This window comes from Bacillus sp. FF-1, from assembly GCF_028548245.1.
Classification (GTDB): domain Bacteria; phylum Bacillota; class Bacilli; order Bacillales; family Bacillaceae_G; genus Bacillus_A; species Bacillus_A paranthracis.
In genome coordinates, this window is sequence record NZ_JAQQGG010000001.1 from 953419 (window position 1) to 970726 (window position 17308).

At 35.0% G+C, this 17308-nt stretch carries 20 protein-coding genes; 11 read left to right on the forward strand and 9 right to left on the reverse strand.

The window, feature by feature from the left end:
• Positions 1–31: 31 nt before the first annotated feature.
• Positions 32–352, forward strand: coding sequence for a hypothetical protein (locus PQF83_RS05015; RefSeq protein WP_000761169.1), 321 nt, complete (start codon positions 32–34; stop codon positions 350–352).
• A 69-nt stretch (positions 353–421) separates the two neighbouring features.
• A complete protein-coding gene (locus PQF83_RS05020) occupies positions 422–634 on the forward strand; it encodes a hypothetical protein (protein ID WP_000711202.1) in 213 nt (70 codons plus the stop codon).
• A 29-nt stretch (positions 635–663) separates the two neighbouring features.
• On the opposite strand, the gene PQF83_RS05025 is transcribed toward PQF83_RS05020, so the two are convergent.
• The gene (locus PQF83_RS05025) at positions 664–1002 is read right to left on the reverse strand and encodes a hypothetical protein (protein WP_001253203.1); all 339 of its coding nucleotides are present in this window, start codon (positions 1000–1002) and stop codon (positions 664–666) included.
• Positions 1003–1207: 205 nt separating this feature from the next.
• On the opposite strand from PQF83_RS05025, the gene PQF83_RS05030 reads away from it, so the two are divergent.
• The 6 genes from PQF83_RS05030 to PQF83_RS05055 all read left to right on the forward strand — a co-directional run bounded on the left by PQF83_RS05030 (position 1208) and on the right by PQF83_RS05055 (position 6944).
• Complete coding sequence (locus PQF83_RS05030; protein ID WP_000160036.1) at positions 1208–1918, forward strand: class I SAM-dependent methyltransferase; 711 nt, start codon at positions 1208–1210, stop codon at positions 1916–1918.
• A gap of 63 nt (positions 1919–1981) precedes the next feature.
• On the forward strand, positions 1982–3670 hold the full coding sequence (locus PQF83_RS05035; RefSeq protein WP_033671992.1) for a formate--tetrahydrofolate ligase: 1689 nt from the start codon (positions 1982–1984) through the stop codon (positions 3668–3670).
• 90 nt (positions 3671–3760) lie between these two features.
• Positions 3761–4288, forward strand: coding sequence for a hypothetical protein (locus PQF83_RS05040; protein WP_000460208.1), 528 nt, complete (start codon positions 3761–3763; stop codon positions 4286–4288).
• A gap of 19 nt (positions 4289–4307) precedes the next feature.
• Positions 4308–5477 (forward strand): DEAD/DEAH box helicase, encoded by a 1170-nt coding sequence (locus PQF83_RS05045; RefSeq protein WP_000588613.1) that lies wholly within the window; start codon positions 4308–4310, stop codon positions 5475–5477.
• Positions 5478–5695: 218 nt separating this feature from the next.
• On the forward strand, positions 5696–6505 hold the full coding sequence (locus tag PQF83_RS05050) for a sugar phosphate isomerase/epimerase family protein (protein WP_000375197.1): 810 nt from the start codon (positions 5696–5698) through the stop codon (positions 6503–6505).
• Between the two features lie 55 nt (positions 6506–6560).
• Positions 6561–6944 carry a VOC family protein gene (locus tag PQF83_RS05055; protein ID WP_000581474.1) on the forward strand — a complete coding sequence of 128 codons (384 nt, stop codon included), beginning with the start codon at positions 6561–6563 and terminating at the stop codon, positions 6942–6944.
• A gap of 44 nt (positions 6945–6988) precedes the next feature.
• Here the strand turns inward: PQF83_RS05055 and PQF83_RS05060 are convergent, their stop codons facing one another.
• Positions 6989–7627 (reverse strand): zinc dependent phospholipase C family protein, encoded by a 639-nt coding sequence (locus PQF83_RS05060; protein ID WP_000535596.1) that lies wholly within the window; start codon positions 7625–7627, stop codon positions 6989–6991.
• A gap of 29 nt (positions 7628–7656) precedes the next feature.
• Positions 7657–8643, reverse strand: coding sequence for a quinone oxidoreductase family protein (locus PQF83_RS05065; RefSeq protein WP_000644145.1), 987 nt, complete (start codon positions 8641–8643; stop codon positions 7657–7659).
• A 206-nt stretch (positions 8644–8849) separates the two neighbouring features.
• On the opposite strand from PQF83_RS05065, the gene PQF83_RS05070 reads away from it, so the two are divergent.
• Together PQF83_RS05070 and PQF83_RS05075 are read left to right on the forward strand one after the other, a co-directional pair.
• Positions 8850–9428 carry a sigma-70 family RNA polymerase sigma factor gene (locus tag PQF83_RS05070; protein ID WP_000651119.1) on the forward strand — a complete coding sequence of 193 codons (579 nt, stop codon included), beginning with the start codon at positions 8850–8852 and terminating at the stop codon, positions 9426–9428.
• Positions 9425–10108, forward strand: coding sequence for a DUF3600 domain-containing protein (locus PQF83_RS05075; protein ID WP_001277668.1), 684 nt, complete (start codon positions 9425–9427; stop codon positions 10106–10108). Before PQF83_RS05070 ends, PQF83_RS05075 begins: the two co-directional genes overlap by 4 nt.
• A 57-nt stretch (positions 10109–10165) precedes the next feature.
• Here the strand turns inward: PQF83_RS05075 and PQF83_RS05080 are convergent, their stop codons facing one another.
• The 3 genes from PQF83_RS05080 to PQF83_RS05090 all read right to left on the reverse strand — a co-directional run bounded on the left by PQF83_RS05080 (position 10166) and on the right by PQF83_RS05090 (position 11964).
• Complete coding sequence (locus tag PQF83_RS05080; RefSeq protein ID WP_001174553.1) at positions 10166–10600, reverse strand: hypothetical protein; 435 nt, start codon at positions 10598–10600, stop codon at positions 10166–10168.
• 85 nt (positions 10601–10685) lie between these two features.
• Complete coding sequence (locus PQF83_RS05085; RefSeq protein ID WP_000754987.1) at positions 10686–11657, reverse strand: MBL fold metallo-hydrolase; 972 nt, start codon at positions 11655–11657, stop codon at positions 10686–10688.
• A gap of 97 nt (positions 11658–11754) precedes the next feature.
• Positions 11755–11964: a DUF3925 family protein gene (locus PQF83_RS05090; RefSeq protein ID WP_000844978.1), complete on the reverse strand. Its 210-nt coding sequence runs from the start codon at positions 11962–11964 to the stop codon at positions 11755–11757.
• Between the two features lie 224 nt (positions 11965–12188).
• Here PQF83_RS05090 and bsaA point away from each other — a divergent pair, with 224 nt between their 5' ends.
• Positions 12189–12671, forward strand: coding sequence for a glutathione peroxidase (bsaA, locus tag PQF83_RS05095; RefSeq protein WP_000219435.1), 483 nt, complete (start codon positions 12189–12191; stop codon positions 12669–12671).
• An 83-nt stretch (positions 12672–12754) separates the two neighbouring features.
• Here the strand turns inward: bsaA and PQF83_RS05100 are convergent, their stop codons facing one another.
• From PQF83_RS05100 to PQF83_RS05110, 3 genes are read right to left on the reverse strand one after another with little or no spacing between them, the layout of a single operon-like run.
• Entirely contained in the window at positions 12755–14983 is a 2229-nt protein-coding gene (locus PQF83_RS05100; RefSeq protein ID WP_000209724.1) for a DUF4129 domain-containing transglutaminase family protein, read from the reverse strand.
• Complete coding sequence (locus PQF83_RS05105; RefSeq protein ID WP_000831664.1) at positions 14980–16194, reverse strand: DUF58 domain-containing protein; 1215 nt, start codon at positions 16192–16194, stop codon at positions 14980–14982. Before PQF83_RS05105 ends, PQF83_RS05100 begins: the two co-directional genes overlap by 4 nt.
• The gene (locus PQF83_RS05110; RefSeq protein WP_000553986.1) at positions 16194–17156 is read right to left on the reverse strand and encodes an AAA family ATPase; all 963 of its coding nucleotides are present in this window, start codon (positions 17154–17156) and stop codon (positions 16194–16196) included. Before PQF83_RS05110 ends, PQF83_RS05105 begins: the two co-directional genes overlap by 1 nt.
• Positions 17157–17308 lie beyond the last annotated feature (152 nt).

Sequence of the window (17308 nt, forward strand, 5' to 3'; positions counted from 1 at the left end):
CAAGTTTTCTTGTCTTTTGAAAGGAGTACAAATGAAGAAATATTATACAATTGCGGGTATTGTAAGTATTATTCTTGTGGCAATTTTACTTATCACTTGTCCGAAAGAATCAGATTTTAAATTGTATCTAGAAGATAAGTATGCATTGAAATGTGACGAGGGTAGTTTTGAATGCACACAAAATGTAGATGGTAAAAAAGAAAAACTAAAATTTGAAAGTACAGATGCACGAAATGGTGTATTCTTTATGACTGTAAAGCAAACATTTAAAACAGAAGCTGATGTTACAAAAGAATATAGCGGGGTAGGAATGTTTGGTACATTTCTTTTTGTTTCAGAGAAGACTTTCTAGTAATAGAAGGTCTTTTTTTTATGCTTATGTTCATATAGATGAAGTAAGACAAGCATAGGAGGGATATTGATGAAGAAGGAATGTATTGTTTGTGGCGGTGAGGAGTTTTTCTCTTCTACATTATACGCACGTACGAAACAAGATTGGGCATATGCGCCAAATATGTATCGATTTGAAAAGGTATTTATTGAGCATCGGGATGAAGAAAATTATCCAGTGTTTCAAGAAATTACAGCGAAGCATTGTTGTGGATGCGGTCATATTATGTTGTATCATGAATGAACACACCAAGTATAACTTGGTGTGTTTTTTTAAAACGCTGACAAAGCAAGCGGATAAAGTAAAGTAAATAAAACAGAAAAACTACCAAAACCAATTGCGGTATATCCAAGGGTTCTTGCTCCAAAATTGACAGCTAATAAGCCGACTAAAATCGCAAGAGAACCGAGTGTAACTGGATAAAATGCAATGGAGAAAAGCGAAAGAAATAAAGCGACATAGCCTATCATTGCACCGGTATTTGTACCTTCTATTTCATTTGAAATTTCTTTACGTTTATGTCTAATTGGAATGCCAGCTGGTGATATTTCAGCTGCATACTCTTCGTTTTTTTCACCACTTTTAAAATGATGATTTCTCTTTCTTCGCATGTACATCCCTCTCTTTCAATTGGGTGTACTTATATTATCTTTCATAAAGAGAAGAACATGAGTATGAGTTAAACCCAAGTAAAGCAAAAATTGGAGAATAAAGATTCCTTTATTAGCATGTACATTTCCTAATGAAGATAAAACAGGAATTTTGGAAAATGATGTAGAATGAAATGAGTGATAAAGCGTGAAGGTAGGGGAATGTATGACGAAATTTAATTGGCATGAATCAGCAGAGAAGAAATGGGATAGTAGTGCAGAGTTTTGGAATCAAAATAGTCAGGAGATGTGGGATAGTGGGAGTAGGAGTACGATTATTCCATTTTTTGAACAATATGTGAAGAAAGAAGCCAAGGTGCTTGACGTTGGTTGTGGAGATGGATACGGTACATATAAATTAAGTCGCGCGGGCTATAAAGCAGTTGGAGTAGATTTATCAGAAGTGATGATTCAAAAAGGTAAGGAGCGCGGAGAGGGACCGGATTTATCCTTTATAAAAGGAGATCTTTCTTCCTTACCGTTCGAAAATGAACAATTTGAAGCAATTATGGCAATTAATTCTTTAGAATGGACCGAGGAGCCATTACGAGCATTAAATGAGATAAAGCGTGTTCTAAAAAGGGATGGATATGCATGTATTGCAATTTTAGGACCGACAGCAAAGCCGCGCGAGAACAGTTATCCTCGTTTATACGGCAAAGACGTTGTTTGTAATACGATGATGCCCTGGGAATTTGAACAGTTAGCAAAAGAACAAGGTTTTAAAGTTGTAGATGGAATCGGTGTATATAAGCGCGGAGTAAATGAGAAGATGTTAGGTCAACTTCCTATAGAGTTACAACAATCGTTAACATTCTTATGGGTATTTATGTTAAAAAAGCATAAAGAAATGAAAGAATTTTTAGGAGGTAAATAAGTGCAGAAAATACAAAAAACTGATACAATATCATCAGAACCAATTAAAGGGGGACTAGGGTATATGACAACTACTACAACAGTTAAATCCGACATTGAAATCGCACAAGAAGCAAGTATGAAGAAGATTCAAGAAATTGCAGCTGAATTAAATATTTTAGAAGATGAATTAGAGCCATACGGTCATTATAAAGGTAAGTTATCTCTTGATATTTTTAAGCGCTTACAGAATAAGAAAGACGGTAAAGTTGTTTTAGTAACAGCGATTAACCCAACTCCAGCTGGAGAAGGTAAATCAACAGTAACAGTTGGTTTAGGTCAAGCTTTTAATAAAATTGGTAAGAAAACAGTAATTGCACTTCGCGAACCATCTCTTGGACCAACGATGGGGCTAAAAGGCGGAGCAGCAGGTGGTGGTTTTTCACAGGTTGTACCAATGGAAGACATTAACCTTCACTTTACTGGAGATATCCATGCGATCACAACTGCTAATAACGCGTTAGCGGCGTTTATTGATAATCATATCCAACAAGGAAATACACTTGGAATTGATACGCGTAAAATCGTTTGGAAACGTTGTGTTGACTTAAATGATCGTGCCCTTCGTAACGTAGTAATTGGTCTTGGTGGACCGGTTCAAGGTGTACCACGTGAAGACGGTTTTGATATTACAGTAGCATCTGAAATTATGGCCGTATTCTGCCTTGCAACAGATATTCAAGATTTAAAAGCACGTCTATCACGCATCGTAGTTGCTTATAATTTTGCAAATCAACCTGTAACGGTTAAAGATTTAGGGGTAGAAGGTGCGTTAACATTATTATTAAAAGATGCATTAAAGCCAAACTTAGTGCAAACGTTAGAAAATACACCAGCTATCATTCACGGCGGACCATTTGCGAATATCGCTCACGGTTGTAACAGTGTTATCGCTACTACAATGGCAGCAAAATTAGGTGATTATGTTATTACAGAAGCTGGATTTGGTGCAGATTTAGGTGCTGAGAAGTTTTTAGATATTAAAGCTCGTGCAGCTGGCATTAAACCAGAAGCAGTTGTTATTGTTGCGACGATTCGTGCGCTTAAAATGCATGGTGGCGTAGCAAAAGATCAATTAAAAGAAGAAAATGTAGATGCATTAGCAAAAGGTATGGAGAACTTACAGAAGCACGTTGAAACAATTCAAAGCTTCGGTGTGCCTTTCGTAATTGCAATTAATAAATTCATTACAGATACAGATGCAGAAGTTGCATACTTACAAGAATGGTGTAATGAGCGTGGCTATGCGGTATCCTTAACGGAAGTTTGGGAGAAAGGCGGCCAAGGCGGAGTTGACCTTGCTGAAAAAGTGTTAAAAGAAATTGAAAAAGGTGAAAACAACTACGCACCACTTTATGAATTAGAATTACCATTAGAAGAGAAAATTCGTACAATTGCTCAAAAAGTGTACGGCGCAAAAGATATTGAATTTGCTCCGAAAGCACGTAAGCAATTAGCTCAATATGAAGGCGAAGGTTGGAGTAACCTACCAATTTGTATGGCGAAAACACAATACTCTCTTTCTGACGATGCAACGAAATTAGGTCGTCCATCTGACTTTATCGTTACAATTCGTGAGCTAAAACCATCCATTGGTGCAGGCTTTATCGTTGCGTTAACAGGAACAATGTTAACAATGCCAGGCCTTCCAAAACAACCAGCAGCACTACAAATGGATGTAAATGAAGATGGAAAAGCAGTAGGTTTATTCTAAAAGGTTGTAATTCATCTCGTTTATCTGTAAACTATATATACATCAAGTGGCGCCTTTCCATCGAAAGGCGCCTGTTTTTTGGAGGAAATTATGTTTGATCCAACTGCTTTTGATAATTTAAAAGTAATCGTAGAAGGCGCTGTTTATGATTTTGATTTACATGGAGATATTCTTGTAACTGATCGAAAAGATATGATGGACCTTGCTTCATTAAGTCGTATATATCATATTTCATTTCAATTAACAGAACCATTCGAACCGTTAGTAGAAGCAACATTTTCACTATCTGTAGATGCAAAGAACTTGTCTGGTGAAATATTAGAAGTACCACAATTTACACCAGGTTGTGAAATGAAATTAGCATTTTCATTCCCGATAGAAAAACCAGAAGTAATGTGCGAAGAAATTGAAACTTTCATGCATTCTATATGGGGAAAAGAAAGAATGATTACGCAAAAACTTTCATACGAATATAATAAGCAAGCGATTTCATATCATAATAAGGTAGAGGTTCTATTTCAAAAAGCGATTACAGAAGACCATGTTGATGATTTAATAGCTGTTATTTCACACATGATAGAAACGGTGCGAACAATACAACATTTTCTTCAAAAATAGAGATAAAGGAGAAAAACAAATGATAAAAGATATGCAACCATTTTTACAACAAGCTTGGGAGAAGGCTGGTTTTAAAGAGTTAACTGAAATTCAAAAACAAGCGATTCCAACTATTTTAGAAGGACAAGACGTTATAGCTGAATCTCCAACTGGAACAGGAAAAACATTAGCGTACTTATTACCCCTTTTACATAAAATTAATCCTGAAGTAAAACAGCCACAAGTTGTTGTTTTAGCACCAACACGTGAACTTGTCATGCAAATTCATGAAGAGGTTCAAAAGTTTACAGCAGGAACTGAAATTTCAGGTGCATCTTTAATTGGTGGTGCAGATATTAAGCGCCAAGTAGAAAAATTAAAGAAACACCCAAGAGTGATTGTCGGTTCACCGGGACGTATTTTAGAATTAATTCGTATGAAAAAGCTAAAAATGCATGAAGTGAAAACAATTGTATTTGATGAGTTTGATCAAATTGTAAAACAAAAGATGATGGGCGCTGTACAAGATGTAATTAAATCTACGATGCGCGATCGTCAATTAGTATTCTTCTCGGCTACAATGACAAAAGCTGCAGAAGATGCGGCACGTGACTTAGCAGTTGAACCACAATTAGTACGTGTAACACGAGCAGAGTCAAAAAGCTTAGTTGAGCATACGTATATCATTTGTGAGCGACGCGAGAAAAATGATTACGTAAGAAGAATTATGCATATGGGCGATGTAAAAGCAGTTGCTTTCTTAAACGACCCATTCCGTTTAGACGAAATTACAGAGAAATTGAAATTCCGTAAAATGAAAGCAGCGGCTCTTCATGCAGAAGCAAGTAAACAAGAGCGTGAAGCGACGATGCGTGCTTTCCGCGGAGGAAAATTAGAAATTTTACTTGCTACTGATATTGCAGCACGCGGTATCGATATTGACGATTTAACACATGTAATTCACTTGGAATTACCAGACACAGTAGACCAATATATTCACCGCTCTGGACGTACTGGACGTATGGGTAAAGAAGGAACTGTTGTATCTCTTGTAACACCGCAAGAAGAGCGTAAATTACTACAATTTGCGAAAAAACTAGGTATCGTATTTACGAAGCAAGAAATGTTCAAAGGATCATTTGTAGAAACAAAACCGAAAGCACCAAAGAAAAAGAAACCAGCATTTACTGGGAAGAAAAAGCCTAGATAAATGATGAGGAAGGCGTAACTATTTGTAGTTACGTCTTTTTTATTTGTAATCAAGTGATAATGGGAATTGTATTAGTGTTTTTTATGTGCCTATCATATATATGCTTTTACTGGGAGTATCGAAAAAAGGGTAGTTTATTTATTTCGTTTATACGAGGAAATAATATAAAAAAAGTCGAATATTAAACTGATACGAAATAATAAAAAGAAGGTACACATATGGATAGGAAATTAGGAATGTTTTTAAATACGAAACATATTGAAGTAAACGAAGGAATAAAGAAGGCGAGAGAATGGGGGTTAGAATATATTCAATTATATGCTATGAATTCGACTTTCAACTTAGCTAACATTTCAAAGGTACAATGGAACACATTAAAAGAAAACTTATCTTTTAATGAGATTCAAGTCCCGTCATTAGCAATTAGCTTCGGAGAAAATGGAATGATAGGAACTGAAGCTGGATGTGCAATAGAGAGTCTTAAATATATTACTGATAAAGGGTTAAGGTTAGGAGCTAACATAGTAACTGCCCATATTGGGAAAATCCCTGATGATGAAAATAGTGAGTACTATGATAAAATGATACGTGTTTGTAATGAAATAGGAGACTTAGCGTTCAGATTTGGAGGATTTTTCGCTATTGAGACAGGATCTGAAAAAGCGATAGTGTTAAAGCGATTTATAGAAAATATAAATTCAAAAGGATTAGCGGTTAACTTTGACCCAGCAAATTTAATTAGTGATGTAAATGAAAATCCGGTAGAAGGTTTATTGCTATTAAAAGATTATATAGTACAAACTCATATTAAAGATTGTACAAAAGTGAAAAGCGATAGTTCAAGTAAGTATATTGAAGTAGCAGTAGGAAATGGTGAAGTGGATTTCGATATATTCTTCAAGGTATTAGATGAAATTGGATTCAATGGATATAACATGATTGAAAGAAATGATTATTTTGATGAACTGGATGGGATGAGTCAGTCGATAAATTTTGCAAAGAAGTACATACCAACTCAAAAGGAATAACGATAGTATTTGTAGAAAGCTACATAGAATATAAAAACCATTAGGGGGAAATGCAATGATCCATAAAGTAGGACAAATTATGTTATATGTAAATAATCAAGATGAGGCAGTAAATTTTTGGACGGAAAAGGTAGGATTTCATGTAGTTGCAGAGGAAGATAATAAACAAGGAATGAGATGGATTGAAATCGCTCCAACTAACGGTGCTGAAACGAGCATTATATTACATAATAAAGAAGTTATCTCTAAGATGAGCCCAGAATTGAATCTTGGTACACCGTCTTTAATGTTCTTCTCAGAAAATCTTGATCAATTATATGCAGATTTAAAAAATAAAAATGTTACTGTTGGCGAAATGGTAACTATGCCTTCTGGTAAAGTATTTAACTTTGCTGATAGTGAAGGGAATTATTTTGCGGTTATGGAAAAGAACCGATAATAATATTGTTATGTGAAAATCCCCCTCAAACATATTGAGGGGGATTAAATCTTTGAAATGAATTTATCATGAGAGAGTTGTTTAATAAAAAATGTTCCTTTTTCAATAGCGGTTTCCATATAACCGACAATTTGATTAAACGTAAACACCTGTAAGTCTTCATGCAAATGTTGCTTTGGATACAACATATCTTCAAAAAGATATTTTCGAAATTCTAAAACATTTTCTTTAGAAACCTCTTCAATATCGACAATGTGAGCATCTTGATTGAGAAGCGAGAAGAGCTGTTGTTCTTTATCGTAATGATGAAGCAATTTTGCATTTAACAATTTAAAATCGTTATAGTACATAGGTGCGATCGTTTCATCATTTTCTATTCTATTTTTTAACCAAGGAAGAAAAAAGCCGCTTAGCCAATTATCATCAGCAATGAGGTGAGTGTAATAGCCTAAGAGAAAAGGGGAATCCATTTGAGCTTTATATTTTTGAAAAAAAGAATTAAAAGCTATCCTTCTCGTATAATTTTTCGTTGTGCCAGCGTAAAAGTGTGAAGTTCCTTTTTCTTCTGCTGAATGAACCGCATCAGGGGCTACACCTCCGAGTATGAAAGAAGTTCTATCTTGAATACATAGTTTTTCGGCAATACCGTTAGCGATAATAGCATGCATAATTCGTGATCCCATGAATGACACCTCGGTTTCAAGTATTCATTTCAGGAGGAGGACTGAACAGTTAGTATTACTTTCCCTGTACTTTTTCTACTTTCGACCCATTCATGTGCTTTCCCTGCATCTTGAAGTGGAAAAGATTTCGTAGCCTTGATTTGCAAACGTCCGTCACGCAAATAACGGAAAACTTCATTTGCAGTTTCTTGGAGTAGTTCAGGACGTTTTTTTCGTGTAGTTCCAAAGCTAAAACCGAGTATAGAGCGGCAACTTGCATGTAAATCTTTCGTTTGAAAATTGCCAATTTCACCACTAGCATTACCGAAATGAACGAGGCGGCCGTAATAAGCAAGACATTTTAAACTTCTTTCCGAAACAGTTCCAGAAATAGAATCTAAAATTACATCAACCCCTTCACCGTTTGTCAGCTCATTGACTTTCTCTACAAAATCTTCATTCTGATGACAAATTACATAATCAGCTCCAGCATATAAAGGAATTTCTTTTTTTGCTTCACTTCCGACAGTACCGATAACTTTTCCAGCCCCTAATAGTTTTGCAAGTTGAATAGCTGTAGTACCAATTCCACCAGCAGCCGCATGAATGAGTACAGATTCACCTTGTTGAAGCCTTGCTACATTTGCGAGTAAATTATAGCTTGTGAAAGATACGATAGGGCATGCTGCTGCAGTTTGAAAGTCGACTTCATCAGGTAAAACGAAAGTAAGATTTTCATTTGAAACAACGTATTCTGCGTAAGATCCATTTTGAGGAAAAGCAATGACACGTTGTCCAGGGTTTATATTTTTCACATGAGAGCCGACACGTTCTACTATACCAGCGACATCTATCCCTGGAATAAAAGGTAGTACTTTATTTCCTTTTTTGCCATAACGTGATTTAATATCAGCGAAATTTACACTTGTAGCAACAACGCGAATTAAAACTTGATTTTCTGAAATAACCGGCATATCCACATCTGTATATTTCATCACTTCAGGACCACCGAACGATGTTACAATGATAGCTTTCATTATTTATCCCCCTAAATTTGACTATATAAATCATTTTAAATCTTTATCAGGAATTGGAAAATTATATAATAGTTATGCAAGGTTATAAGTGAAGCTTATGAACGTATTGAATCATTATATTAATTTATATAAAAAACTTTTGAAAAAATCGAACGAAATATAGATTACTTGCCAATATAAAGTGTAAGACAAAGGAGGGGTGGTATATGAAGGATGAAACAGTGTATACAGATTTGATCCAATTAACTTTATCAGGAAATAAAGAAGCGTATAGCGAATTATATGATGTAACGATTCACGAAGTATATAAGACAGCACATTTTTTAATAGATGATAAAGCGGATGTAGATGATGTCGTTCAAGAAATATACATACAGCTATATGAATCGCTTCGTAAGTATGATAGCGAGAAGCCATTTCGTCCTTGGCTAATTGGACTTGTAATTAAACAAATTCACTCTTATAGAAGAAAGAGGTGGATGCGACTACGAATTATAAAAAAAGCAGAAGAGCAAAGAAAACCGGTACAAAGTGATTTTTCTAACGATGTTGTAAGTAAAATATCAAATCGAAAACTAATCGAACTTATTCATAAATTACCGTATAAATTGAAACAAGTTATTATTTTAAGGTACTTGCACGACTACTCACAAGAAGAAGTAGCAGAAATATTACATATTCCAATTGGTACTGTGAAATCTAGAATTCATTCGGCTTTAAAGAAACTACGTCAAAAAGAGCAAGTAGAAGAAATCTTTTTAGGAGAGGTAGGGAATGTGAAATGAGTTGTTTAGATTGTAGAGTTCGAGAATCTATACAAGAAGAAGCGAAGGGGATTGTTGCGCCGCCGGAGTTGAAAGAAAAAGTAATCGTTCAAATAAAAATGAAGCGTGGGGGAAGTAAGAAGAAGAAACGCCTTATCGCAGGAGTACTTGCAGCGGCGTTTTTAATCCCGACAACTGGTTTTGCATATCAATCTATTATGGCAGATGGTATATACGGGTCTTTTGAAAACTTAAAAAAACATGCTGGAACGATGACATTAGAGGCGTACATGCGTTTTAGTGCAAAGCTATCAAAAGCGAAAGATGAAATGAGTACAAAAGAATATGAAGTGTTTACAAAAGAACTAAAGAAATTAACAAATGCAAAGCTTGCGTACGGAGATTCGAACGGCAATATTGATTATGATGCATTATCGCCAGCAAAAAGAGAAGAAATGAAAAAGGTAAGTATGGGCCTTCAACCATACTTTGATAAATTAAATGGTCATAAATCAAGTAGAGAAGTATTAACGCAAGAAGAGTTTGATCGCTATATGGAAGCTTTAATGACACATGAAATCGTACGAGTGAAGACAAAATCAACCGGTGCAATAAAAGTAGAAGAAGTACCTGAGGCATATAAAGAAAGATTTATGAAAGCGGAGCAGTTTATGGAGTATGTAGACGAAAAGGTGAGATAATTAAAAAAAGCTCAAAGCTTTCGCTTAGAGCCTTTTTATTGAAATAAAATAGAGTATTCAATTATATTTTTTCATATTTGCAGTATCTTTTTGTATAAAACAATCTAAAAGGGAATAACCAGCTATTAAACTAATTATCGTAACAAAAGTTGTATTGATAAGAATAATATTAGTTATATAAGGTAGGTATGCACCAACTGGTGAAAAGAGTAGAGCTGGAGAAAAGGAAATGAATAGTGTAGGCACAGTAATGGCGATAAATTTATCCGGTTGAAAGCGCCAGTTTTGTTTACTCGTTTCACGATTAGTAGATTGAAGGAATCGTAATAAAATGCCGACTATAAGAGGGAAGAGTGTAAAGTAGAATAATCTTGGATAAACGTTAAAGTTTACTTGTGCGTCTGTATCTAAATAAAATTGAATTTTCACTCCGATAAATAATAATAAGACGATCAATAATGTAAAGCAGAGGTATAGCATCACTTTTTGCATTATATTCCACCATCCTTTACTCAAAATATATTCAAAAAAAGAAGAGATATACAATAACTACTGTTGTACATCTCTTCTTTTACGGTTATTTAATAGTGGTGTTTGCTTTTTCTTGCTTCGTGAAATAATCTATAATGCCCATCGCACTAATTTCTATATCTAGATGTAAAATGTTATAAACGGAATGATCTGATGGAACGTTTAACTTTGTAAGGTGAGAAGAGACCTTATCCATTAATACAGTTTGCAAAGCTTTAGTAGCTTCATCGAAATCATTATATTTTTCAAAGACCTCTTTACCAGTATGAACGAAAATAGGTAACCAATGTTCTAGTTGCTTATATACTTCTGTAACATTGGATGATGCGCCGTAATGGCCGAAATAAATAGTATCTACATTCATACTTTGAATATGATTTTTAGAAGCAATCATCGCATCTGGTTGGAATTGTGAAGGGGACGTTGATGGTAGATACAGTTCTACACCAAGGTCTGCGAGTTCTCTATAATAAATTCCAATTGTATCGCCAGTAAAAATGCCGTTTGTTAATGAATCGTGAATGCTAATATGGTGCTTTGCATGTCCCGGTGTATCATAAAATGTAAGGATGCGGTCTTCTGCAATTTGTAACGTATCACCATGTTGTACAATATGAACACGTTCTTCTTCAATTGGAAGAATTGGATCAAAAAGTTTATCGAAATCTTCTTTGTACACAGCTTTTGCACCTAAAATGAGTTTTGTTGGGTCAATCATATGACGAGCACCGCGAGAATGCACATATAAAGTAGCATTTGGACATTTTTCCATCATTAAACCAGCAGCACCGGCGTGATCTAAATGAACATGTGTAACGATAATGTTTTTAACTTCGTTTAAATCAATATGTAATTGTTGTAAGCCGTCTAAAATATACGGAAGAGAAGGGGCTGCACAAGTTTCAATTAAAGTAATATCATCACCTAATAAAACGTACGTACCAGTTCGTTCATTATGTTGTAAATCAAAATCATCAATCAGATATAGGTGAGAAGATAATTGTTCTACTTTTTTCATCTTTACCACTCCTTATATACGGTATGTAACTATTATACGCTAAAAATACAAAAAGGCAGAAAACGAAAGTTTCGTCTTCTGCCTTTTTGTAATGTTCTTATTGTCTTTGTTGTTTATTAATAGACATAACGAATAGTCCAACAATGCCGCCAACTAATGGAAGCATAATCTCTCCCGCTAAATTAAAGTAGGAGCTTAAAAATAAACCATTTACATCGATTACCCAGCCAATCACATACAATAACATCATATATAGTACGAAATAAAACTCGCGATTTGAAATCGTTTCATGTTGTGCAGTTTTCATATTGAACACCATCCTTTTCTATAATAATAGAATATAAACTGTCACATTTTGTTCACAATTCAATTGTAAAACTTTCCATCATAAAAGTCTAGTAATTTGTGTCGAATTTTCGAACGAAAATAAAGCGCTTTCAATTGTAGAGAGAAATACGTAATAAGAGCTGTAAATTCACGAATGTAGTATAGTATAAACATGGAATGATAGTGAAGAGAGGGGTAAGGACAATGACAGTTTATGACTTTTCAGCTAAAACAATTACAGGTGAAGAAAAATCGTTAAAAGATTACGAAGGAAAAGCACTTCTTATTGTAAATGTAGCTAGTAAATGCGGGTTTACACCGCAATATAAAGGATTACAAGAAGTATATGATAAATATAAAGAACAAGGGCTAGAAATACTCGGTTTCCCTTGTAACCAATTCGGAGGGCAAGAACCAGGAACAGAAGCAGATATTACTAGTTTTTGTGAATTAAACTACGGTGTAAACTTCCCAATGTTTGCAAAAATTGATGTAAAAGGTGATAAGGCTCATCCTCTGTATACATACATGACAGAACAAGCACCAGGTTTACTCGGTATGAAAGCAGTAAAATGGAACTTTACAAAATTTCTAATTGGAAAAGACGGAAAAGTAGTAGGGCGTTTTGCACCGCAAACGAAGCCGGTGGATTTAGAGGTTGAGATTGAGAAGGTACTTGGCGAATAACTAGGAGTTTCACTTTATTAAAAAATGCCTCAAAGAACTATTTTGTTCTTTGAGGCATTTTATTTACATTCACATTGTCAATATTAAATCGCTGAATGGAAGTCATTTGATTTAGGTGGAGAAGCAGCTTTTTTCATAAGCACTTCCCATAAGTGTACGGATTTTTTCCATTCTGCTGCGGCTTGTCCTTTTTGATATATAGCATTCTCATAACTGAAAGTAAGTTGTTGCATATCGGCCGAGTTGTAAAGTGTATCAACATGGAGAGCATATTCTCGGAATGTTTGACTCTCATCTCGTCGTATACCAATTCGCGCAAATTGTTTTAGGAGTGAATCGTAAGCTTTTGTATAAACGGCATCATCTTTTCGATATTTATAGAAATGAATGATAAAAAACGTAATCCATTTCATTCTAGTGATGAATAGAATGTATCCTATAATACTAATCGGTATCGTAGAGAGGAATACGTACCACCAAGAAAATCCATTTTTAGAATTTGGAATCTTTTTAGTAGAAGCATCTTCTGTATCTTCTATTAAACTTTTGAGCTTTGCTTCATTGTTTCGTTGTTGTATGGGTTCGTTATTAGAATTATATACTTCGTTATTTTGTAAAGTAGGAGCAGGAGTATTATTTGTGAAATTATAGGGATTCGTAAATCCTTTTGTCGGTTCGAATGGAATCCATCCATATCCAGGGAAATATACTTCGACCCAAGAGTGTGCGTTATCGTTCGCGACTTTATAAACATCCTCACCTTCCGCACCCACCAACGTATTATCAAGTGTTCCTTCTGTATAACCTTTTACCCAACGAGCTGGAATCCCGGCAGAACGAAGTAAAACAATCATAGACGTCGAAAAATTATTACAGTAGCCGCTTTTTGTATCGAAAAGAAATTGATCTACATAATCTTGGTGTTTGGTAGGGAATGAGACATTCGTTGTTTCATATACAAAAGAATGGTCAGTAAAGTAGTTTTCAATAGCTAATACTTTATCATATCGGTTGTTTTTATCATTTGTTAGATTAACAGCTAAGTCTCTTACTCGCTGCGGTAATGATTCGGGAAGTTGCGTGTACTTTGTCATGAAATAAGGATTTGTTTCTTGACCTTCATTCGTTTTTACAGCTTTCAAGTTTTCTATGGAAAACTCCGGGACCTCATATGTTACTTTATATGAATGTAAAGTAGTGGAAGAGTCTGCGTCCATCGTATAGATTTTTTCTGAAAATGGGTCAACGCTGTATGATACATCGGAAGAAGCCTCAACTGATACTAAACCTGCTGGATAGGTAAGGTGCGGATAACTTTTTTGCATGGTGATTGTTGCCGTAGTTGTCTCTGTTTTTGTATTTTGTTCGTACCAACTCACGACGTCGTTTTTATTTTTAAAAGTAACCTTCTTTTGATTTTCAGAAACTTCCCAACCTTTTCCGGTATAAAAATCTTTCGTTTCTACTCTCCAATATTGTTTGTTTTGCGTTTGTGCTGTGAAAACAATTGTAGGATCTGCCGTAAAAGGACCGCCTAATTTTGAGTCATCAAGACCATATCCAATTTTAGAAACTTCTTGTTTTTTACTTGATTCGGATGTGTTGAATTTTAAAAAATCCATTGGGTTTGGCCATTGAGGGCCAAATTTTGGCGCAAAGTATGCGATGGTTGCTGACAATACAATAAATATTGTAAGAGGTTTAAGTAGTTTTGAGATTTCTCTAGCATAATTTTGTAAGTGCTCACTCTCTTTTATATGTTCTATGCGAAGAAGACTCAGCATAAAAAAGCCGATGACAACGGTACGAATAATAGCGTAGTTTGCATTGTATACATGTAAGTTATGAAAAGCGGTGATATAAATAATAGTCAATATAAGAAATAACAATCCACGCTTTTTATGAATCATCCAAAAAGAGATGAAAGCACTCAAAAACCAAAATGATAAAAAAAATAAAAGTGTAGGAAAAACAGGAGAAATATCTAGTAAATTCCCCTGAAATAACAGGGAGGAATTTCGAGAAATATCAGTAAAAAATTTTGTTAGCCAAGTTGGATTAATAAAAGCATTTTTATAATACAGGAAATGAATGATGAATAAAATCGTCACGATCTTTAGTGGAATTTGCCACCTTATTTGAAAAAAAGAAAGAGTGAAGCAAATTCCTATAAATATTACAAAAATATCTAATCTACCTACGTTTGTAATACCTATAAGGGGTCGTATCCATTCTAGTAAAAGTAGAAATGCGCATGCATGCATGAAGAATCTGCTCATATCCCATTTGTATTTTGTTTGTAATGTTGTCATTTGCTCACCTCAAAAAACACATTTGTATATCGGTTTTCATAAACCACATTTACAAATATTTTTCGTTTTTGTAGAGTTTCTAAAATACTTAGTTCTCGATGTGAGAGTTGATTCGGTTTTTCTTTTACAATAAAAACTAGTAATTTTCTATTTTGTATAGCGGCATAGTCAGCCGCCTTTTGAATATCGGGAGAAAGATCGCTTGTCACGAGTAGTATCGTTACGGGTTCATAAACTTTTCTTAATTCCATTTCTACACTCCGGGAGAGCGGGAATACACTGTCCGCTTGTACTTTCGCTAAATGACAAAAGATTTGCTGCAACTGACTATCTCCATTGTCTAAAGGGAAAAAAGTTCGTTCTTTTCCGACAGACACAAATGACGCTGGTGAATTTTGCTTCAATACAGCCCTGACAATAGAGGCAGTAAATGTGACGACTGATTCGAATAGAGGGGACTCAGTTCTGTCTATGAATATCATAATATTATGGCTACGCTGTTGTTCAAACTCTTTCGTCATAATGTTGTTTGTTCTTGCAGTTGCTTTCCAATCAATCCATGAAAAGCGGTCACCAGGTTTATAGTCTCTCACACCGACAGAAATGGTAGAGTCTTTTGTGAAATTTATATTTGCTGAGAGCGCTCCTTGTTCGAAATGGTTTTCCAATTGCTGATACGTTATATCTACATACTGAGGATAGACTAAAAATGTATCCGGAACTGAAAAAGTTACTTCTTTCTCCATCATACTGAATAGATCACCAGTTTTGACTCGTACGCTTGAAAAAGTGTGCTCTCCTCTAGGGATTGTGTCAATTGCATATTGAAACGAAATATTTCGTTTTAATCCTGGAAAGAGTATTGTTTTATTCATCTTTGTTTGTCTACAACTTGTAAGGTGTGGTGGCAGTTCATCTTCTATAACTAAATAAAGTAAGGGGAAAGGAAATTTTCTTTTTATTGTAATCGTGCTTACAAATCGTTCTCCTGCTACATAATCGTTTTGATTTGTTATTCTTTTTACTTCAGCACCCCGTAAAGCGTAGAAGGGGAGTAAAAGTGAATAAAGACCAATAGGAACCATACTGTAAAATAAAAACCAACTTACAAATCCTCCTTGAAGCATAGCATACACAAATGTTAACACTAGGCATAAAGGGATTAGTAATAACTTCGTAACGTGATATAGTGCTCGTAGCGTGCGTTTCATTAAAGGTTCATCTTCCTTTGAGTCGGCACGGTAGTTCGTGCAACGATTTTTGAAATAACTTGTTCCCCTGTTATTCCTTCAAATTTTGCTTCCATTTTTAGAATGAGTCTGTGAGCTAACACGTAAGGAGCTAAAAATTTAATATCGTCTGGAATAACATAATTTCTGCCATGGATGAATGCATAAGCTTGTGAAGCTTTCATTAAAGCAATCGAGCCACGCGGACTTGCACCTAGTTGTATAGAACTATAAGAACGAGTCTGACTAACAAGCTTTACAATGTAATGCTTAATTCCTTTGTCCATACTTACTTCCCGTACGCTTTGTTGCAAATAAAGTAATTCTTCTATTGTAGTAATAGCTTGTAAATGGGAGAGGGGATTTGTTTTTTCCATCCGGTTTAAAATTTCAAATTCTTCTTCTGGCGAAGGATATCCCATTTTTAGCTTCAATAAGAAACGATCGAGCTGGGCTTCTGGTAAAGGATATGTTCCCTCATATTCGACCGGATTTTGTGTAGCCATTACAAAGAACGGTTTTGGTAACGGTCTTGTCATACCATCTATTGTAATATTGCCTTCTTCCATACTTTCAAGTAAGGCAGATTGTGTTTTGGGAGATGTACGATTAATTTCATCAGCAAGTATAAAATTCCCCATAATTGGTCCAGGCTTGAACTCGAATTGAAGCTCTTTCGGATTATAAATAGAAACACCTGTTACATCTGATGGAAGTAAATCAGGTGTAAATTGAATACGTTTGTAATCAGCATCAATAGATTTAGAAAGTGCCCGTACTAACATTGTTTTCCCGACGCCAGGAACATCTTCTAATAGTACATGACCTTCAGCTAAGAGAGCTGTCAAAGCTAAGATCGTTTCTTTTCGTTTTCCGACCATTAACTTTTCAATATTGTTGATTATTTTTTCTATAATGGGATGTAATGAATCAAGCTGGTGCATCGTAATCCTCCTAATGTGTTATTATCGTTTTCTAATCTATTTAGTGGAAAATAGAACGTACCTCTCTATGTGCGAGTATAAAACTATTACCTTTAATTCTAAGAATATTCAGATTATTTATTCTGATTACATCTAGTATAATTGTTTCAGTA